Genomic DNA, 16339 nt, shown 5'->3' with positions numbered 1-16339 from the left:
CGATAAATTTGTTGTGCGAGCAAAGGCCCCTAAAACTAACTGAAGCGCCTTTATTTGATAGCATGCGCGATGAATGTTTGAATACTGTCTGCTTCGTTTGGGGCAACAAACGATGGCGTGATGTAGCCAAGACTTAGCAGATACCCTTTATCGACGAGTCGATTTACTACTGGGAGATATTCAACAGCCACTTTACCACACAAAAGTCGGTTAAAACGTTCTGTCGGCTCGTGTTCAAAGGCATTGAGCATTTCATGAAAGCCTCGCAAATAAACATAATCTTTGGTAAATCCTCCACCTCGATAAACGCGAGCAGTAATCGTAAACGCTTGTTCTTCTGAGGCCGAATATTCTTCTTTTAACATCAAAAAGGTATTCTTAAAACTTCTCTCTTTGATCATGGAACTCACAGCCATCACCCGTAGTGCAAGATTGCGCAGTCGTCCTACAGTTAAACAGCCCGCCATAAACTCGCTTAATATGGCAAGTCCTTCTTGCGTCTTGGTATTTGCAGGACAACCAAGTGACAATACTTTGAGCCCTTGCTTTCTGCCGTTAAGCGTGCTGACCAGATGCACACCCAACTCATGATGGGCAAGTGCTTTCATATCAATTTTATTGACCTTTGCCTGCGTATTGATTTTTACGGTAGTGCCAGAGACCAATGCATTCGCAATCATATTTTCATCGAGCTTTACGCTATGCTCATAGCCCATTTCAAGCGCAAAATTACGTAAATATTTCTCGATACTATTTGCATCCAGCAAATCCTCCTGAGTTGGTTTATCGTAAGGGAGGTGCAAAACAAATGCGGCATTCTTTATGTCTTTTTCGGACGGCTCACCAAAGTATCGAAATGAGTTATACAAAAACTCTGGAGTGCCAATTGAAGCCACTTGGTCAATTTTATCAATAAAGCTATCAATTACTCCCTTATAGAGATGCACCAAATCGCTATCGCCCATCGACTCAACAGGGAGATTAAACAGATTCCGTTTTAGCCCAAACGCATCAAAGGTCTGTTGCTTGTAAGCAAACTTTGGATCATGCGTAAAATTACTCGCAAAAAAAGCGGTTTTTTCCTGCTTGTAATTGATTGGCGCGATGGCATCAAGTATTTCGATTCCATTCACTGCAGCGTGCAAGGCAGCATCTACATCTTTTACGGATTGGGATATTTTCACTAAAGCCTGATCACATTGGTTTTGCGAAGCATCAATATCGAGCATTCTCAAATCTTACTGAAGCGCTTTGTCTTCGTTAGAATATTGCGATAGCTGTTTTTCAAATGCTTTGCATTCAGCTGTTTCTAGCCCTTCATTGATTGCCTCGCAAGATTGTTTTTCGACTGACTGTATGCATTTTATCGCGCTGCCGTATTCGTCAATCATATTTACTTCTAGCAGCTCACTAAACTCATAAAATGATGCACACATATTTTGTGTCATCTGTTCAATCATTTGCGCCATCTGCGGTGGATACTCTTCTTTGTTTTGCGCGATGTCATTGAGCATGCATGTTTTCATTTTGGTGCACAAACTGTCTGCGGCCACTTTGAATTGCTCTGATTGAGATATGTTAGCTTTAGAGGGCGAAGGAAAAGTAGTAAACAGCAAAACAATTGAGCTAAGGACTAAGCTGTTTATAAACTGCACAAGGTATATATTCATAATCATCTCCGTATGATGATGTGAGCCATTTCAATTTTGCTCTGGCTAAAATAATATTAGATGCTACAACACAAACCACGTGCATCCGCAAAATAGCTTAAGCGAGCGTTTGCGAGGTTAGCATAAAGTTCAAACTTCTCAAACATACCCGCGCAGTCAGTCCATATTTGCCAATATCATACCCAATTCTGCAGCGTCGACAGGAGCAAATTTGCGTAAGAACAGCGCTCCGTTTTCATCAAAAAACAAAAGTTCGACGCTTTCGGCTTGATACTTTTGCATCAAGTCTTCCGTTGCCGGATATCCTGTTCGGGTGACTAAAAAGTTAACTGTATCATCAAGCGCTTCTCGTGCTTTATTAATCTCTATGGTCTGCTCGTTACTGACTACCCGATTGAGATCGTAAATAAACACCACTGACTTCTTTCCATTGCCAATCTGACTCAAGTCGTTATCAATGGCCGCTGGTAATGACCAAATAAATGCCGCAATAAAAATGGCGAGCAAACCTGCTATTAGAAGCGTTTTTTTCATACTCTATTTCTCATTCATCTAAAATTTGCGTTGTATTCAGAGTTTCCTGCTCATTTACTTGAACTTCTGAACCTAATTGTAGATGATTCAAAAGAACAACTCCCAAATTATAGCATTGCTTAAATGACGGTGACGATACAGATAGCCAACTGGCACATTAATCCCGACGACCGCTCAGTAACCCATACCGAAACGGGTGTGGTAAAGCATCTTGAACCTAAAACTATGTCCGTTTTGCTCGTATTAATCGAGCGTGAGGGACAGGTAGTGAGTCGAGAAGAGTTTATGCAACGCGTTTGGAGCGGCAGCTTTACTGTCGAAGAGAGTCTTACCCGATGCATATCTGAGCTGCGCAAAGTATTTAATGATAAGCCAAAGGATCAACAATTCATTAAAACCGTTCACGGTAAGGGTTATCAGTTATTGGTTGGCACAATGCTTCTGAGTGAATCGAATAAAAAAAGCGCCAACCAGACTGCCAGTAGTCCGAAAATGAAACAGTATACTTTTATGACGATGTTTTGTTTGCTTGCACTTGCCCTTTTTGGCGCTTGGGCCTACGTTGAAAGCGCAGCCGATGCTCAGGATAAGCAAGCGCCAGCAGAAAAGGGCTCCACGAAAACTATCTCTAATAAACCGAAGATTGCTGAACATAATATTGCTCAGCGCCTATTATCTATAGAGGAGCTGCCTAGCACCTTAAGGTTTACGGGTAACACTGGCGAAAATGCTTTTGAAATTAACTTTAGTCGGCCGGAACAAGGCAATGAACTTGAGAACATCGTCGACATTGAAGTCAAAAGCGATGGAGGATTGCCAATTTGGCAGGGGAGTCGAAAATTTTCTACCGAAGCTGAGCGCATGTTGGCTGCAGACGACCTTAGCAGTATCCTAGCAAAAGCAGCCGCATCGAAAAAAGCACCTGAAATTGATATCTTATCAGAGAATTTGCAGGCTCAGTACCAGCACGCTCTTTATCTTATCGACAGGCGAGGTAAGAAGAACCTCAATAAGGCTATTGAAATATTGGAACAATTAGTCAGTCAACGTTCGGATTTTGTGATGGGATTTGTTCAATTAGCGGTTGCAGCAAGAAGCTTAAGTCTTTATGAAACAGATTTTGAAAGTCGTCGCAAATATCTTATTAAATACGAGCTTTTGTTGAAACAGGCGAAGGCAATAGCGCCAGAACATCCCGTTGTCAATGCTATCTTGTATGAGTTTAACCTCTCGGCGCCTAATTTTGATGATTATGAAAAAGTGCTTAAATCTGCGGTTGAATACGCACCGGCATGCGTAATTTGCGTGAGAGAACTGGCGGAACTCTACCTGCACCTCGGCTACTTTCAAAAAGCTGCGCAAGTTGTCGAGTCGAGTATTGATTATTTCCCATTATCGGTGTTTATGCACAGCTATTTGGCAATTATTTATTCTCATCAGGGGAATACTGAACTATTAGAATCTCAGGCTCATATTATCGAAGCGCTTGGCCAAGACAGAGGCTTCGATGCCCTGAGCATTAACATGCAAGTCGCTATGATGAAAGGCGATATGGGTAGCTATCTTGATATACGAAAGGATTTACTAAAGCAGCACCCCGCCTATGACCAACATCTTCAAGTTCATGATGCGCTTATAGCAATGAATTACGATGAAGCGAAATCCATTGTCGCCAGCATGCCGCTATTAGACTTTAATTTAGGGATGAGTGTGGGCAAGTTTGATGAATTACTGGCCAGGATAAACCGCAATCTTAATAACGGAAGCATACGGGACTTAAAATTTATTCATGGTTATCTGATGCCTGACTCGTATCTATTCAATACTTACTCTAAAAACTTAATGACATTTCAAAATAGTGAAGAAGTTCTTGCACTGTTTAATAACACCGGAATGCTCGCCTATTGGCAAAAAAACAACAGATGGCCGGATTATTGTTGGTACGATGAGTATTACAGTCAACGCCCATCTTACTGTTTTGCTGAAATGTAAGAGACTGAATTTTATAAATAAATATATTTAACAGATAAAAGTTTAGCTTTTCTTTAGAAGTTTTTAGCCTTTCATCAGGATTAAATGAGCAACTTCAGGCTTATTTGATGTTGAAGCGCATGGTCACCGCTGACCTGCCCTTTACACTCACAAAAAGCTAGCGCACTTTGCTGTTATTGAGTTGCGTGAAATTGCTAAGACGAAAGGATTGATATGAAACATTTAAAATATATACTCGCCGCAGCTTTTGCCAGCCTGTACGTGGCAGCATCCAATGCTGCAATCATGCCGGTAAAGTTTGAATTTTCACAAGACGGTTTTTACAGTTATAACTTCGACGAAAATGGCTTACTCGTGCAAGGGGAATTATTAGAGGCCTCTATTTCCGGTTTTTTCACGGGAAAAGATCTGGATGGAGATGGACAACTCTATGCGCGCAGCAGACTGGCATCAGATCCTCCTCTTAATTACGGTCCTTTTGGCAATGAGTTGATCACTGCTGAAGTTACCTTTAGCGGTTTTGGTACATCTGCAGGCCCACAAACAATTGTTTACGACAAAAATGGCACAGACCCTTTTGGTAATCCTAGCGATATGAACAGCTTATTCAGCGCGTTTATGGGGATAGCTTATAATTTAGATGGTGGCCCGCTAGGCGACACTGAAGATGAGGGAGTCAGTTTCAGCTTGTTTGCACCAAGCACCAACTTTACCCTTGGCTCTCTGTTTTCGCCTTATTGGTCTGAACCAAACTGGTTAGGTGCAGCAAACACTGGGGTATGCGATGGCACCCTGTTTTGTGGCGCAGTATTTGAAGCTTTCCCGGCGGACACACCTGATGGTGCGAGAGCTGTTGCGCCATTTTACTTAAGCACAAACGCCCTTCAAATTGAGCAAGTTGCGGTGCCAGCACCTACGCTATTTGGCCTGTTGGCTGGTGTATTTGGCGGTTTAGTTTTGCTTAGACAGTTAAGAAATTATTAAACTGCCTATTTACGAGATGCGATAAGCGCAGCGATAAAGCAGAGTCTTGTTTAGGTCTGACAAAGAACATCAAAAAAAATAAAATTCTGCGATTCGGTACTGCGCTTAAACCTTATCAGACGCCAAAAAAAACTGATAGGCCGGGTTATCGGTATGTTCTTGAGCCGAGTAATTGAGTTTAGCGAGGTGAGAGTCAAATAAGGCTCGCTCGTCGCTTGGAATTTGAAATCCAACCAGCACCAAACCTTGCGCAGCTCCGTGGTTGCGGTAATGAAACAAGGTAATATTCCACTGCTGACCCAAAGTATTAAGAAAGTGCATCAGCGCGCCAGGATATTCAGGAAAGCTAAAAGAAAACAGCGTCTCGTTGAGTGGTTTGTGCGGTCTGCCGCCCACCATGTGCCTCACGTGTAGTTTTGCAAGTTCATTGTCTGATAAGTCAAAACACTCATATTTGGCGCTTTGCAAGCGACCAAGTAGCTCAGCAAACTCCGCTTTTCCGCGCTTGAGTTTAACCCCCACAAAAATATGCGCCTCGCTATCGCTTGCATAGCGGTAGTTAAACTCTGAGATGTTAAGTCCACCTAGGGTGGCACAAAAGTCTTTGAATGCCCCTTTTTGCTCATTTAATTTTACGGCAAAAACGGCTTCTTTTTGTTCACCAAGTTCGCAACGTTCTGACACGTAGCGAAGCGTATGAAAGTTTATGTTCGCCCCGCATAAAATACCGGCAATATTTGCGCCTTTTACACTGTGTTGCGCGCAGTATTTGCGCATAGCTGCTACAGAGAGTGCACCGGCAGGCTCGGCGATGACGCGGGTATCATCAAAAATGTCTTTTATAGCTGTGCAGATTTCATCGTTAGTAACGGTAACAACTTCATCCACATATTCTTTGCATAAACGGAAGGGCTCTTGACCAATTGTCTTAACCGCCACCCCATCTGCAAAGATACCAACACTGCTTAAGGTCACTGGCTCACCTTTTTCAAGCGCGGCTTGCAAACAAGCAGACTCCTCTGATTCAACAGCAATAATGCGGATATTTGGATTGATTTGCTTAACATATACTGCAATACCGGCGGCTAATCCTCCCCCTCCCACAGCAACAAAGAGGTATTGAAGGTCGTGAATATGCTCTAAAATTTCTTTGCCAATTGTGCCTTGTCCGGCAATCACATCAGGATGATCAAACGGCGGGATCATCGTCATGCCTGACTCTGCGCAAATTTGCTTTGCCTTTTCACTGGCCTGGTCGAAGCTTGTTCCATATTGAACCACTTGCACATAGTCAGCGCCAAAATGTTTAACCGCCTCTACTTTTATTTCAGGCGTGGTTTCTGGCATCACAATCACAGCTTTGATTTTCAAGCGAGCCGCGGCGTAAGCAACGCCTTGCGCGTGATTTCCCGCAGAGGCAGCAACCACACCTGCTTGCTGTTTTTCAGCACCAAGTTGCGCGATGCAATTGTAGGCACCCCGTAACTTAAATGATTTGACCGGCTGCTGGTCTTCCCGTTTTAGATAAACCTGATTGCCCAAGGTCTTCGATAGGCTTGGCATTAACACCAAGTCACTGGCGATGGCAGCATCGTACACTGGTGCTTGAAGGATCTTGACCAGATACTCTTGTTGAGTGGGTTGAGTGGCTTGAGCAGGCTGAGTAAATGGCTTAGCTTGGTCTGCTTGAGTTAAAGAGCCTTGTGTTTTATCAGTCAATTGCGCTCACCTTAATAGTCAATTTTTGATGGATCGCGCACTGCGCCTTTATCGGCGCTCGTTGCCATCATGGCAAACATGCGAAGCGAAGTGGAAACTTCGCGCACTCTGTTTTTGGGTCTAAAGGGCTTGTCACTACTTTCAATGGCCTTCCTACGCTGTGCAAGCACTTGCTCACTGAGCGCCACATTAATACTGCGATTTGGAATATCAATATCGATTTGGTCGCCGTTTTCTACCAAAGCAAGTCCACCGCCGCTTGCTGCTTCTGGAGAGCAATGACCAATAGATAAGCCGGATGTACCACCAGAAAAACGCCCATCAGTAATCAAGGCGCAGTGTTTACCCAGTCCTTTTGATTTTAAATAGGAAGTGGGATACAGCATCTCCTGCATGCCCGGACCGCCTTTTGGTCCCTCATAGCGAATCACCACAACCTCTCCTGCTTTTACTTCATCACTTAAAATGCCGGCAACAGCATCATCCTGACTTTCGTACACGCGTGCGGGACCTGAAAAACGCAATATTGACTCATCCACGCCAGCTGTTTTAACAATGCATCCATTTTTAGCCAGGTTACCATAAAGTACAGCAAGGCCGCCCTCTTTCGAGTAAGCGTGTGCTATGTCACGAATACAGCCATTTTCACGATCATCGTCTACATTGGGATAGCGACAAGACTGACTAAAGGCTTGCGTGGTTCGAATACCAGCCGGACCTGCCTGATAAAACTCAATTGCCCGCTTATTCTCAGATTTTGTAATGTCCCATTGTGCAATTACCTCTTGTATAGGCTTGCCCAAAACATGTCTGGCATTGCCGTGCAATAACCCGGCTTTGTTTAGTTCATTCAGAATGCCTAGCACTCCACCGGCACGGTGGACATCTTCCATGTGATATTGAGGTGTCGAAGGCGCAACTTTGCATAAATGCGGCACCTTACGAGACAATCTGTCGATATCGCTCATTGAAAAATCAATGTCTCCTTCAATGGCCGCAGCAAGTAGATGCAGTATCGTATTGGTAGAGCCGCCCATGGCAATATCCAGGCTCATAGCATTTTCAAAAGCGTCAAAATTGGCGATATTGCGAGGCAAGGCGCTTTCGTCATTATCTTTATAGTAACGTTTACATAGCTCTACAATGACCTGTCCGGCTTGCACAAATAGATTTTCTCGCTCGCTATGGGTAGCAAGGGTGGAACCATTGCCCGGTAGCGATAAGCCAAGCGCTTCTGTCAGGCAGTTCATCGAATTAGCGGTAAACATACCTGAACATGAACCGCAGGTAGGACAAGCAGAGCGCTCAATATTTTCAGCATCTTCATCACTTACCGTTTCGTCTGCCGCGGCAACCATCGCATCAACAAGATCAAGCTTAATAAGCTGATCCGACAGCTTGGTTTTGCCCGCTTCCATCGGTCCACCCGAGACAAATACCACCGGAATGTTTAAGCGCATCGCCGCCATCAACATGCCCGGGGTAATTTTATCGCAGTTTGAGATACACACTAGCGCATCTGCGCAGTGCGCATTCACCATATATTCAACTGCGTCGGCAATAATTTCTCGGGAGGGAAGGCTGTAGAGCATGCCGCTGTGGCCCATCGCGATACCATCGTCCACAGCAATGGTATTAAATTCTTTTGCAACCGCGCCTGATTGTTCAACGCTACGTGCTACAAGCTGGCCGAGGTCTTTTAAATGCACATGCCCCGGCACAAATTGCGTAAAAGAGTTTGCAATTGCAATAATGGGTTTGCCAAAATCCGTATCTTTCATCCCGGTTGCGCGCCATAGCGCTCTTGCACCGGCCATATTTCTGCCGTGCGTGGTGGTTGCAGAACGTAATTTTGGCATTTTTTCTCCTATATTATTTGTATACCGGGGTCAACCAACCCCATTTGTCTTCTGTTTGTCCATTGAATAAGCCAAAAAAGGCTTCCTGTACTTTTTCAGTGATAGGTCCGCGTGTGCCGCTACCCACTTTGATGCCATCAACACTGCGCACAGGCGTCACTTCTGCCGCCGTACCGCACATCAAAATTTCATCAGCAAGGTATAAGGCTTCTCGAGGAATGTTCTCTTCTCTTATTTCGTAGCCCATATCTTTGAGCAGAGTCATCACAGTGTCGCGCGTAATGCCAGGTAAAATCGCGGCTGTTTTTGGCGTAGTTGAAACAACACCGTTTCGAATAATAAAGAGGTTTTCACCGGCACCTTCACTTACGAAACCATTCACATCAAGCGCAATGCCTTCACCGTAACCATGCCGTCTGGCTTCCATAGAGATAAGCTGAGAAGAAAGATAGTTACCACCTGCTTTTGCGCCGGTTGGCATGGTGTTAGCAGCAAGCCGATTCCAGGAAGAAACACCGGCATCCACGCCATTTTTTAGCGCCTCTTCGCCTAAGTACGCGCCCCATTCAAAGGCAGCGATGGCAAGCTCACTTTCCTGCCCAAAGGGAACTTGCAAACCCATTCCAATATCGCCGTAATAGGCAATGGGCCGAATATAGGCCGATTTTAATGCGTTTTTTGCAATAATATCCAAGGTGGCCTGATTCACCTCATCAAGGGTGTAAGGAATTGTCATTCGATAGATTTTTGCTGAATCAAACAAGCGGCGATTATGTTCTTGCAAGCGAAATACGCAGGTTCCTTTATCAGGAGTATTGTAGGCGCGAATGCCCTCAAAAACAGAAGAGCCATAGTGGATCGCGTGTGTCATTACATGCACAGTGGCCTTATGCCATTCAATCATTTCGCCATTAAACCAAATAAACTCAGCAGGTTGCTTCGCCATGTTGTTTCCTTAAATATTCGTAAAGGTTATTCAGGCTACCGCCTGATAAATGTTGTGTGTAAGGCTGTATTATTACTCAATAAGCATCACCTATAAACCACAAACAAAAAAACCCTCACTGCTGAGGGTTTTTGTAAGCATATGCGAACAACCCTCAATCGTTAGCTTAATTTACTTAAATCATGCTCTCGCATCATCAATGTAAACCAAGTCAATGGGTTGCCCGGAAAATCAATCAATTTGTCGTCACGCGTTTAATTTGCCTTAAAATCGCATCGCTCGCAAGACAATTTTTAATCATTAATGGGCATCTTTTTCAAAAACCGGTCTTTGGAGCAGTTGTTCAGGCTTTCAATTTTGCACAAAATGTCCTCGTTGATTGGCAACAAGCAACCAAACTGAATACGAAGCGCAGGACGCGCTTTTACAAGGAAGTTAGTTTACTCAAGGATGAGAAAGACAAGGATGTCACTTTCAGTTGTTTATACTCGCGCAAACATTGGCATAGATGCACCTTTAGTTACCATAGAAGTGCATTTATCCAATGGATTGCCAGCCTTTCAACTTGTGGGTTTACCCGAAACGTCAGTAAAAGAAAGTCGCGATCGCGTAAAAAGCGCGCTTATTAATGCTGGCTTTGAATTTCCGAGTAAACGGATAACGGTGAATATGGCACCGGCTGATTTGCCGAAAGGAGGCGGTCGCTTTGATCTTGCCATCGCTATTGGCATTATTGCCGCAAGCGAAGAAATACCCTTGGTACAGTTAGAGCATTATGAATTTGTTGGCGAACTAGCACTTTCCGGCGCATTGCGTCCTATACAAGGTGCTCTGCCGATGGCACATGCCGCAAAAAAATCTAAACGGCAGTTGGTTCTACCCGCGCAAAACGCTCAGGAAGCTGCGCTGGTAAAAGATGCAGGTGTTTTAAGTGCCAAAAATGTCTTTGATGTGTACCTGCATTTAATCGGCAAGCAATCACTTGACGAAGCTGAAATTACTAAGCAGGCGTCATCCCACACAGACTATGGGGACATGAGCGATATTATCGAGCAGCATCATGCAAAACGTGCTTTAGAAATTTGCGCAAGTGGCGGCCACAATCTGCTACTGTTCGGGCCCGCTGGGACAGGCAAAAGCATGCTGGCCAACCGTTTACTATCGATACTTCCCGACCTTTGTGAAGAGGACGCCTTGACGGTGGCAAGTATTCGTTCAATTGCCGGTGAAACAATCCATGCCGGTAATTGGAAGCGACGCCCCTTTAGACAACCTCATCATTCAAGTTCGGCAGCAGCCCTTGTAGGCGGTGGCTCCTACCCTAAACCAGGTGAAATAACGCTGGCTCATAAAGGCGTATTGTTTTTAGATGAACTGCCTGAATTTGGTCGCCATGTACTCGATGTGATGCGTGAGCCACTGGAAACAGGGGAAATTAACCTTTCTCGCGCCAGTCAGAAAATTACCTACCCGGCTGACTTTCAGTTGATTGCCGCCATGAACCCAAGCCCAACCGGCGATGTGGAAGACAAGCGCGCCAATGCAGATCAGATTATGCGCTATTTAAATAAAGTCAGCGGTCCTTTACTTGACAGAATTGACCTCCAGGTAAACGTGCCGCGTGTGAACTTACAAAAAACCTTATCCCAGATGCATAACGATGACTCGGCTGAAACGCAGCGAACAAGTTCAAAAGCGGAGTCTAGTCAAATTATTAAAAAGCGCGTTCAACATGCCCAAGACCTTCAGTTTAATCGGCAAGGGTGCTTAAATGCCAGTTTAAGCAATGCTCAAATCAAAGAGGTTTGCAGGCTCAAAGCAAATGACCATTTATTTATTACCCAAGCCATTGATGCCTTAGGCTTATCGATGCGCGCCTACCACCGCACTTTAAAGGTATCGAGAAGCATTGCAGACCTTGATATGAGCACTAACATCAAGCAGTGTCACATTGCTGAAGCTTTAAGCTATCGAAGCTTTGACCGTTTGCTACATCAATTGATTTCTCAGTAACAGAGCACACAGTGTCGATAGTGCTTGAGCGCTTGAGTACTTAAGGGAAATATCGCCAAATGCCTCTTTAAATTAAACGTTCAGGCAAATTTTCCTACCAAAGTCTGCGTTAAACTACGGATAAGCGGCTCTTGTTCTCGTTCTTTTAAATAGCAAACGCCGAGCTGATAGGGCTCTATGTTTGGTACAGTGAAGGTTCGCACTTTATTTTTCACGACGGAATTTTCAAGTACGATGGTGGGTACAAAGCCTACGCCTAAATTCAAAGCTACCATGCTAACTATGGCTTCGTTACCAGATACTTGGGCGTAAACACGCGGACGGATGTTATTTTCGGCAAACCAATGATGCACAATTCTTTTCGATGGGCCGCGCGCGGGCATCACTACATTGATATCGTTCCATGGCATATCCTGCCACCGCTCAATGTTCATCGTTTTTGGCACAATGAGCACCAAGGGCACTATATCAATAAACGAAAAGGCTAAATGCGCCGGAAATTCTGGCGTGTGAATGGCTAAAGATACATCCGCTTGTCTGTCAATCACTTTGCTTACCGCTAAAGTATGATCGCCCGTTTCAAGCTGCACATCCACCAAAGGGTATTGCTGGCGCAATTTATCTAGCATTGCGGGTAAATAGCTTTGTGAGGCGGTAACTGAGCAAAATAAGGATAATTTGCCGGTGAGAGCGTCGTCCTGTGCTTTGATGCTCTGCATCAATTCGGCGTATTCGCTTAAGGTCTTGTTAGCAAATTCCAACAGGTAGCGACCTTGCGTGGTTAATTCCACACTGCGTTTGTTTCGCACAAACAAAGGTGCTTTGCACTCTTGTTCAAGGCGGGTGATGACCCGCGTTAAGGTAGGAGGTGATACAAACATTGCTTGCGCGGTTTTTGAAAAATGCAGCGTTGACGCTAAGTGTTGAAATAGTCGCAAGCTTTTTATATCCATTACGCTTTGTTTGTATCCTCAGTTTTAGAGCGGGTTAATCAAAGCCGATACTACACCATAACAAGACTATTTCATATTATGAAATACTATATTTTATTTAATTCAATTTACGAAATGCTATTGTACGTTTATATTTGCTTCAGAGTCGTCACAGACTAAACAAATTTAGCTCGGAAAAATCATGACCAATTATTTCAACAGTTTACCTTTTAGAAAACAGCTCGACCAACTCGGTCAATGCCGTTTTATGCAGCGCGATGAGTTTTCGCAAGGCTGCGATGTGTTAAAAGGTAAATCCATTGTCATTGTTGGCTGCGGCGCACAGGGTCTCAATCAGGGACTAAATATGCGCGACTCAGGCTTAAACGTGAGTTATGCCTTGAGAAAAGCCGCTATTGACGAAAAACGCGATTCCTACAAGCGCGCAACAGACAATGGATTTACGGTTGGTACTTATCAAGACCTTATTCCTACAGCAGATCTCGTATACAACCTCACACCTGACAAACAGCATGCCAGTGTGGTTGAGGCTGTTATGCCCTTGATGAAAAAAGGCTCAGTACTGAGTTATTCACATGGGTTTAATATCGTTGAAGAAGGCCAGCAGATACGCAGTGACATTACTGTTGTAATGTGCGCGCCAAAATGCCCAGGCACTGAAGTACGAGAAGAATACAAACGCGGTTTTGGTGTTCCTACGCTTATCGCTGTTCATCCTGAAAATGACCCTCAAGGCAAAGGGCTGGAAATTGCCAAAGCGCTTGCGAGTGCAACAGGCGGAGATAGAGCCGGCGTACTTGAAAGTTCTTTTGTGGCAGAAGTTAAATCAGACTTGATGGGCGAACAAACCATTTTATGTGGTATGCAGCAGGCCGCCGCCATATTGGGCTTTGAAAAAATGGTAGAAGACGGGCAAGACCCGGCTTACGCCGCTGCTCTCATTCAATACGGTTTAGAAGCTATCACCGAAGCACTTAAAATCGGTGGCGTCACGCATATGATGGACAGACTTTCTAATCCGGCAAAAGTAGAAGCGTTTGAACTGAGCGAAACGCTAAAGAATCTATTACGCCCCTTATTTGAAAAGCATCAAGACGATATTTTAAGTGGTGAGTTTTCTAGAACGATGATGGAAGACTGGGCTAATGGCGATGCGAACTTGCTTAAATGGCGGGAAGAAACAGGTCAATCCGGCTTTGAGAATGCTCCTGTTTACAATGGCAAAATTGACGATCAAACTTTTTTCGATAAAGGTATTTTAATTGTCGCAATGATAAAAGCCGGTGTAGAACTTGCCTTTGATGTAATGGTAGAAGCCGGCATATTGCCAGAATCAGCCTATTATGAATCGCTGCACGAAACACCCTTGATTTCTAATACCATTTCACGCAAACGTCTGTATGAAATGAACGTAGTCATTTCAGATACTGCTGAATATGGCAATTATTTATTTGCCAACGCTGCGATCCCACTTTTAAAAGACAAGTTGATGCCAACGATCAGTGCGAAGCATTTAGGTGAAGGCTTAGTGAATACGTCTAATGCAGTGGACAACAAAAAATTAGTCGATATCAATAAAGCCATTCGCAGTCATGGGGTTGAAAGTATAGGAGAAGTGCTTCGCGGCTACATGACGGATATGAAAGCAATTGTGGTAGCAGACTAAACGAGTCAAGCAAAGGAAAGAGATTAATCAGTGACAGTTCTGTCGTTAGGTGCTTAAACTAAGCTCCTTTTGCCCGGTCAATTTGGCCGGGCTTTTTTTTTGCAAAAAAAACTAAATTGTCATAATGTAGTTACAAAATACTCAGGTATTAACTCGCATGCCGATAAGCTTATTAAGACAGATACAATCATGTTCTGTTTGATGTTAATTCTCCCGATAAAGGCAAGCGTATGAAAAAAATGATTTTTGGCATGGTAGCTCTCATGTCCTTCTCAGCCACGCAAGCAATAGCAAGCGTTAAATTTGAAGCCACTAACAATGATTTTGTTACTTCAGTGTGTTATCAGGCAGCTACTCAAGGTCTTGATGCAGCCAAAGAGTTAGTGACCGACAGAGGTTTTTCATTTAGAAATATTCAAAAATCTGTGACCTGTAATGGAAAAAGCCTTGATGATTTTGCCGCTCAGTATGCAAAGCGTCAAATTGCTTCTGATAAAAAACAGACGGTTCAATTAGTGGCAGAAAATAATAATCTTGAGTCTAAAGTTTGTATTGATGCACTTACTAACGGCATTGATAAAGCTGTGAGTAAATACAAGATTAATCCGGAATATATTCGCTGTAATCGTGTACCACTACCACGTTTTGTGGCAAAAAATAAGCACAAAAATATGGTTGTCGCGATTAACTGATTTTAATATTCAGGAAAATGTATATGACCTAAGCCCAGCTTTTGTCTGGGCTTTTTTATGCTTGATGCGCCTCTTTTCTAAGTGCCTTAATCGCATATCTCACCGATAAATATGTGAGTAAACCAAAACCTAGAAACCCTAATGCAATGGGCGTAATGCTCGTGCTTAAATATTGATTGATAAACACCGCAATTGGTACTGAAAGCAAACTGGTAAATGAACCGATAAATGCAGCTCCAACGCCTGCGATGTGCCCAACCGGCTGCATGGCAAGAGAATTTAAATTACCAAACAAAATACCAATGAAGAAAAAGCCAATGAACATAGTGCTTACGAATAGCAATAGTGGGGGTTTACCTGCAAAGACAAACGCTTCAATGACCAGGACGAGCGAAAACAAAAGCGTGAGTACAAGTGCGTAAGATACCAGTTTCACCATGCCCAGCTTCACCACCATCAATCCATTAAAAAGCGAGGCGGCGCCTATCGCAAAGGCAAGCGTAGCAAATAATAATGGAAACAGTTCGCCGGTATTGTAAATGCTTTGAAAAATGGTTTGTGAGCCACTCAAATAAGCTAAAAAAGCACCAAAAATCGTTCCCATGCCAACAGAAGCGCCCATCACAACAGGATGCTTTATCAACCAAAGTACTGAGCGAAAAAACTGATGCCAGTTAAATTTCAGGCGCTTGGCTCTTGGCAATGTCTCTCCTTGACGGGCAAAAAACCATATGCCGGATATGACACAAACTATAGCGAACACCGAAAAAATATGTCGCCAACCCGCTACTTTCATTACGATTTGCCCAATCAAGGGGGCAATCATCGGCATTAGAATAAAAATAACGGTAATAAAACTCATGACTCTCGCCATTTTATCGCCCACATATAGATCGCGAATAAGTGCCATAGTGGCAATACGCGGGCCTGATACGCCAAAAGCCTGAACCACACGACCAGCGAGCAGCATTTCCATGCTAGTGGCCATAAAGCAAATAAGCGTACCCAGTAAAAAAATGATCAAGCCGACTAAAATCGTTAAACGTCGACCGCGCGCGTCAGCAAACGGGCCGAAAAACAGTTGACCTAGTGCCATACCCGCAAAAAAAATAGAGATGATCAAATAGGTTTGCTGGCTGCTTTGGCTGTTTAAATCCGCGCCAATGGTATCTAGTGCTGGCAACATTGCGTCGATGGCAAGCGCTACAAGTGAGGTAAGCAAAGCCATCAGCATAATGAATTCCGCAATAGGTAGCGGTTTTCGAATGCTTGAAGAGGCTGGGACGCTTGCGCTTTGTGTTTCCATTGGCT

13 protein-coding genes are annotated in these 16339 nt (G+C 43.9%); 5 read left to right on the top strand and 8 right to left on the bottom strand.

Annotated elements, in window-relative coordinates:
- Positions 1-50: 50 nt before the first annotated feature.
- The 3 genes from D6V41_RS07265 to D6V41_RS07255 form a co-directional block, all read right to left on the bottom strand.
- The gene (locus tag D6V41_RS07265; protein ID WP_136250829.1) at positions 51-1229 is read right to left on the bottom strand and encodes a flavohemoglobin expression-modulating QEGLA motif protein; all 1179 of its coding nucleotides are present in this window, start codon (positions 1227-1229) and stop codon (positions 51-53) included.
- A 9-nt stretch (positions 1230-1238) separates the two neighbouring features.
- Positions 1239-1670, bottom strand: coding sequence for a hypothetical protein (locus D6V41_RS07260; RefSeq protein WP_136250828.1), 432 nt, complete (start codon positions 1668-1670; stop codon positions 1239-1241).
- A gap of 156 nt (positions 1671-1826) precedes the next feature.
- Positions 1827-2204 carry a hypothetical protein gene (locus tag D6V41_RS07255; RefSeq protein WP_136250827.1) on the bottom strand — a complete coding sequence of 126 codons (378 nt, stop codon included), beginning with the start codon at positions 2202-2204 and terminating at the stop codon, positions 1827-1829.
- Positions 2205-2327: 123 nt separating this feature from the next.
- On the opposite strand from D6V41_RS07255, the gene D6V41_RS07250 reads away from it, so the two are divergent.
- On the top strand, positions 2328-4196 hold the full coding sequence (locus tag D6V41_RS07250; protein WP_136250826.1) for a winged helix-turn-helix domain-containing protein: 1869 nt from the start codon (positions 2328-2330) through the stop codon (positions 4194-4196).
- A 213-nt stretch (positions 4197-4409) separates the two neighbouring features.
- A complete protein-coding gene (locus tag D6V41_RS07245; protein WP_136250825.1) occupies positions 4410-5180 on the top strand; it encodes a hypothetical protein in 771 nt (256 codons plus the stop codon).
- A gap of 105 nt (positions 5181-5285) precedes the next feature.
- Here the strand turns inward: D6V41_RS07245 and ilvA are convergent, their stop codons facing one another.
- Genes ilvA through D6V41_RS07230 form a run of 3 tightly spaced genes read right to left on the bottom strand, consistent with a single transcriptional unit; the run spans position 5286 to position 9704 of the window.
- Entirely contained in the window at positions 5286-6899 is a 1614-nt protein-coding gene (ilvA, locus tag D6V41_RS07240; protein ID WP_136250824.1) for a threonine ammonia-lyase, biosynthetic, read from the bottom strand.
- Positions 6900-6910: 11 nt separating this feature from the next.
- Entirely contained in the window at positions 6911-8758 is a 1848-nt protein-coding gene (gene ilvD, locus D6V41_RS07235) for a dihydroxy-acid dehydratase (protein WP_136250823.1), read from the bottom strand.
- 13 nt (positions 8759-8771) lie between these two features.
- Entirely contained in the window at positions 8772-9704 is a 933-nt protein-coding gene (locus tag D6V41_RS07230; protein ID WP_136250822.1) for a branched-chain amino acid transaminase, read from the bottom strand.
- 465 nt (positions 9705-10169) lie between these two features.
- On the opposite strand from D6V41_RS07230, the gene D6V41_RS07225 reads away from it, so the two are divergent.
- A complete protein-coding gene (locus tag D6V41_RS07225) occupies positions 10170-11717 on the top strand; it encodes a YifB family Mg chelatase-like AAA ATPase (protein WP_136250821.1) in 1548 nt (515 codons plus the stop codon).
- A gap of 80 nt (positions 11718-11797) precedes the next feature.
- Here the strand turns inward: D6V41_RS07225 and ilvY are convergent, their stop codons facing one another.
- On the bottom strand, positions 11798-12670 hold the full coding sequence (gene ilvY, locus D6V41_RS07220) for an HTH-type transcriptional activator IlvY (RefSeq protein WP_136250820.1): 873 nt from the start codon (positions 12668-12670) through the stop codon (positions 11798-11800).
- Positions 12671-12851: 181 nt separating this feature from the next.
- On the opposite strand from ilvY, the gene ilvC reads away from it, so the two are divergent.
- A complete protein-coding gene (gene ilvC, locus D6V41_RS07215; protein ID WP_136250819.1) occupies positions 12852-14336 on the top strand; it encodes a ketol-acid reductoisomerase in 1485 nt (494 codons plus the stop codon).
- Positions 14337-14566: 230 nt separating this feature from the next.
- The gene (locus D6V41_RS07210; protein WP_136250818.1) at positions 14567-15028 is read left to right on the top strand and encodes a hypothetical protein; all 462 of its coding nucleotides are present in this window, start codon (positions 14567-14569) and stop codon (positions 15026-15028) included.
- A gap of 55 nt (positions 15029-15083) precedes the next feature.
- Here D6V41_RS07210 and D6V41_RS07205 read toward each other — a convergent pair whose 3' ends face one another.
- The gene (locus D6V41_RS07205; RefSeq protein ID WP_136250817.1) at positions 15084-16334 is read right to left on the bottom strand and encodes a multidrug effflux MFS transporter; all 1251 of its coding nucleotides are present in this window, start codon (positions 16332-16334) and stop codon (positions 15084-15086) included.
- Between the last annotated feature and the right edge of the window lie 5 nt (positions 16335-16339).

This window comes from Ningiella ruwaisensis, from assembly GCF_004798935.1.
GTDB classification, from domain to species: Bacteria; Pseudomonadota; Gammaproteobacteria; order Enterobacterales; family Alteromonadaceae; genus Glaciecola; species Glaciecola ruwaisensis.
Note: the sequence above shows the minus strand (reverse complement) of the source record. Positions and strands in the feature narration are given on the sequence as shown.

Excerpts from the sequence above, each read along its gene's own strand:
- D6V41_RS07205 (WP_136250817.1), bottom strand. The coding sequence starts at position 16,334 with ATGGAAACACAAAGCGCAAGCGTCCCAGCCTCTTCAAGCATTCGAAAA.
- D6V41_RS07250 (WP_136250826.1), top strand. The coding sequence starts at position 2,328 with ATGACGGTGACGATACAGATAGCCAACTGGCACATTAATCCCGACGAC.
- D6V41_RS07265 (WP_136250829.1), bottom strand. The coding sequence starts at position 1,229 with ATGCTCGATATTGATGCTTCGCAAAACCAATGTGATCAGGCTTTAGTG.
- D6V41_RS07255 (WP_136250827.1), bottom strand. The coding sequence starts at position 2,204 with ATGAAAAAAACGCTTCTAATAGCAGGTTTGCTCGCCATTTTTATTGCG.
- ilvY (WP_136250820.1), bottom strand. The coding sequence starts at position 12,670 with ATGGATATAAAAAGCTTGCGACTATTTCAACACTTAGCGTCAACGCTG.
- D6V41_RS07245 (WP_136250825.1), top strand. The coding sequence starts at position 4,410 with ATGAAACATTTAAAATATATACTCGCCGCAGCTTTTGCCAGCCTGTAC.
- ilvD (WP_136250823.1), bottom strand. The coding sequence starts at position 8,758 with ATGCCAAAATTACGTTCTGCAACCACCACGCACGGCAGAAATATGGCC.
- D6V41_RS07210 (WP_136250818.1), top strand. The coding sequence starts at position 14,567 with ATGAAAAAAATGATTTTTGGCATGGTAGCTCTCATGTCCTTCTCAGCC.
- D6V41_RS07225 (WP_136250821.1), top strand. The coding sequence starts at position 10,170 with ATGTCACTTTCAGTTGTTTATACTCGCGCAAACATTGGCATAGATGCA.
- D6V41_RS07230 (WP_136250822.1), bottom strand. The coding sequence starts at position 9,704 with ATGGCGAAGCAACCTGCTGAGTTTATTTGGTTTAATGGCGAAATGATT.
- ilvC (WP_136250819.1), top strand. The coding sequence starts at position 12,852 with ATGACCAATTATTTCAACAGTTTACCTTTTAGAAAACAGCTCGACCAA.
- D6V41_RS07260 (WP_136250828.1), bottom strand. The coding sequence starts at position 1,670 with ATGAATATATACCTTGTGCAGTTTATAAACAGCTTAGTCCTTAGCTCA.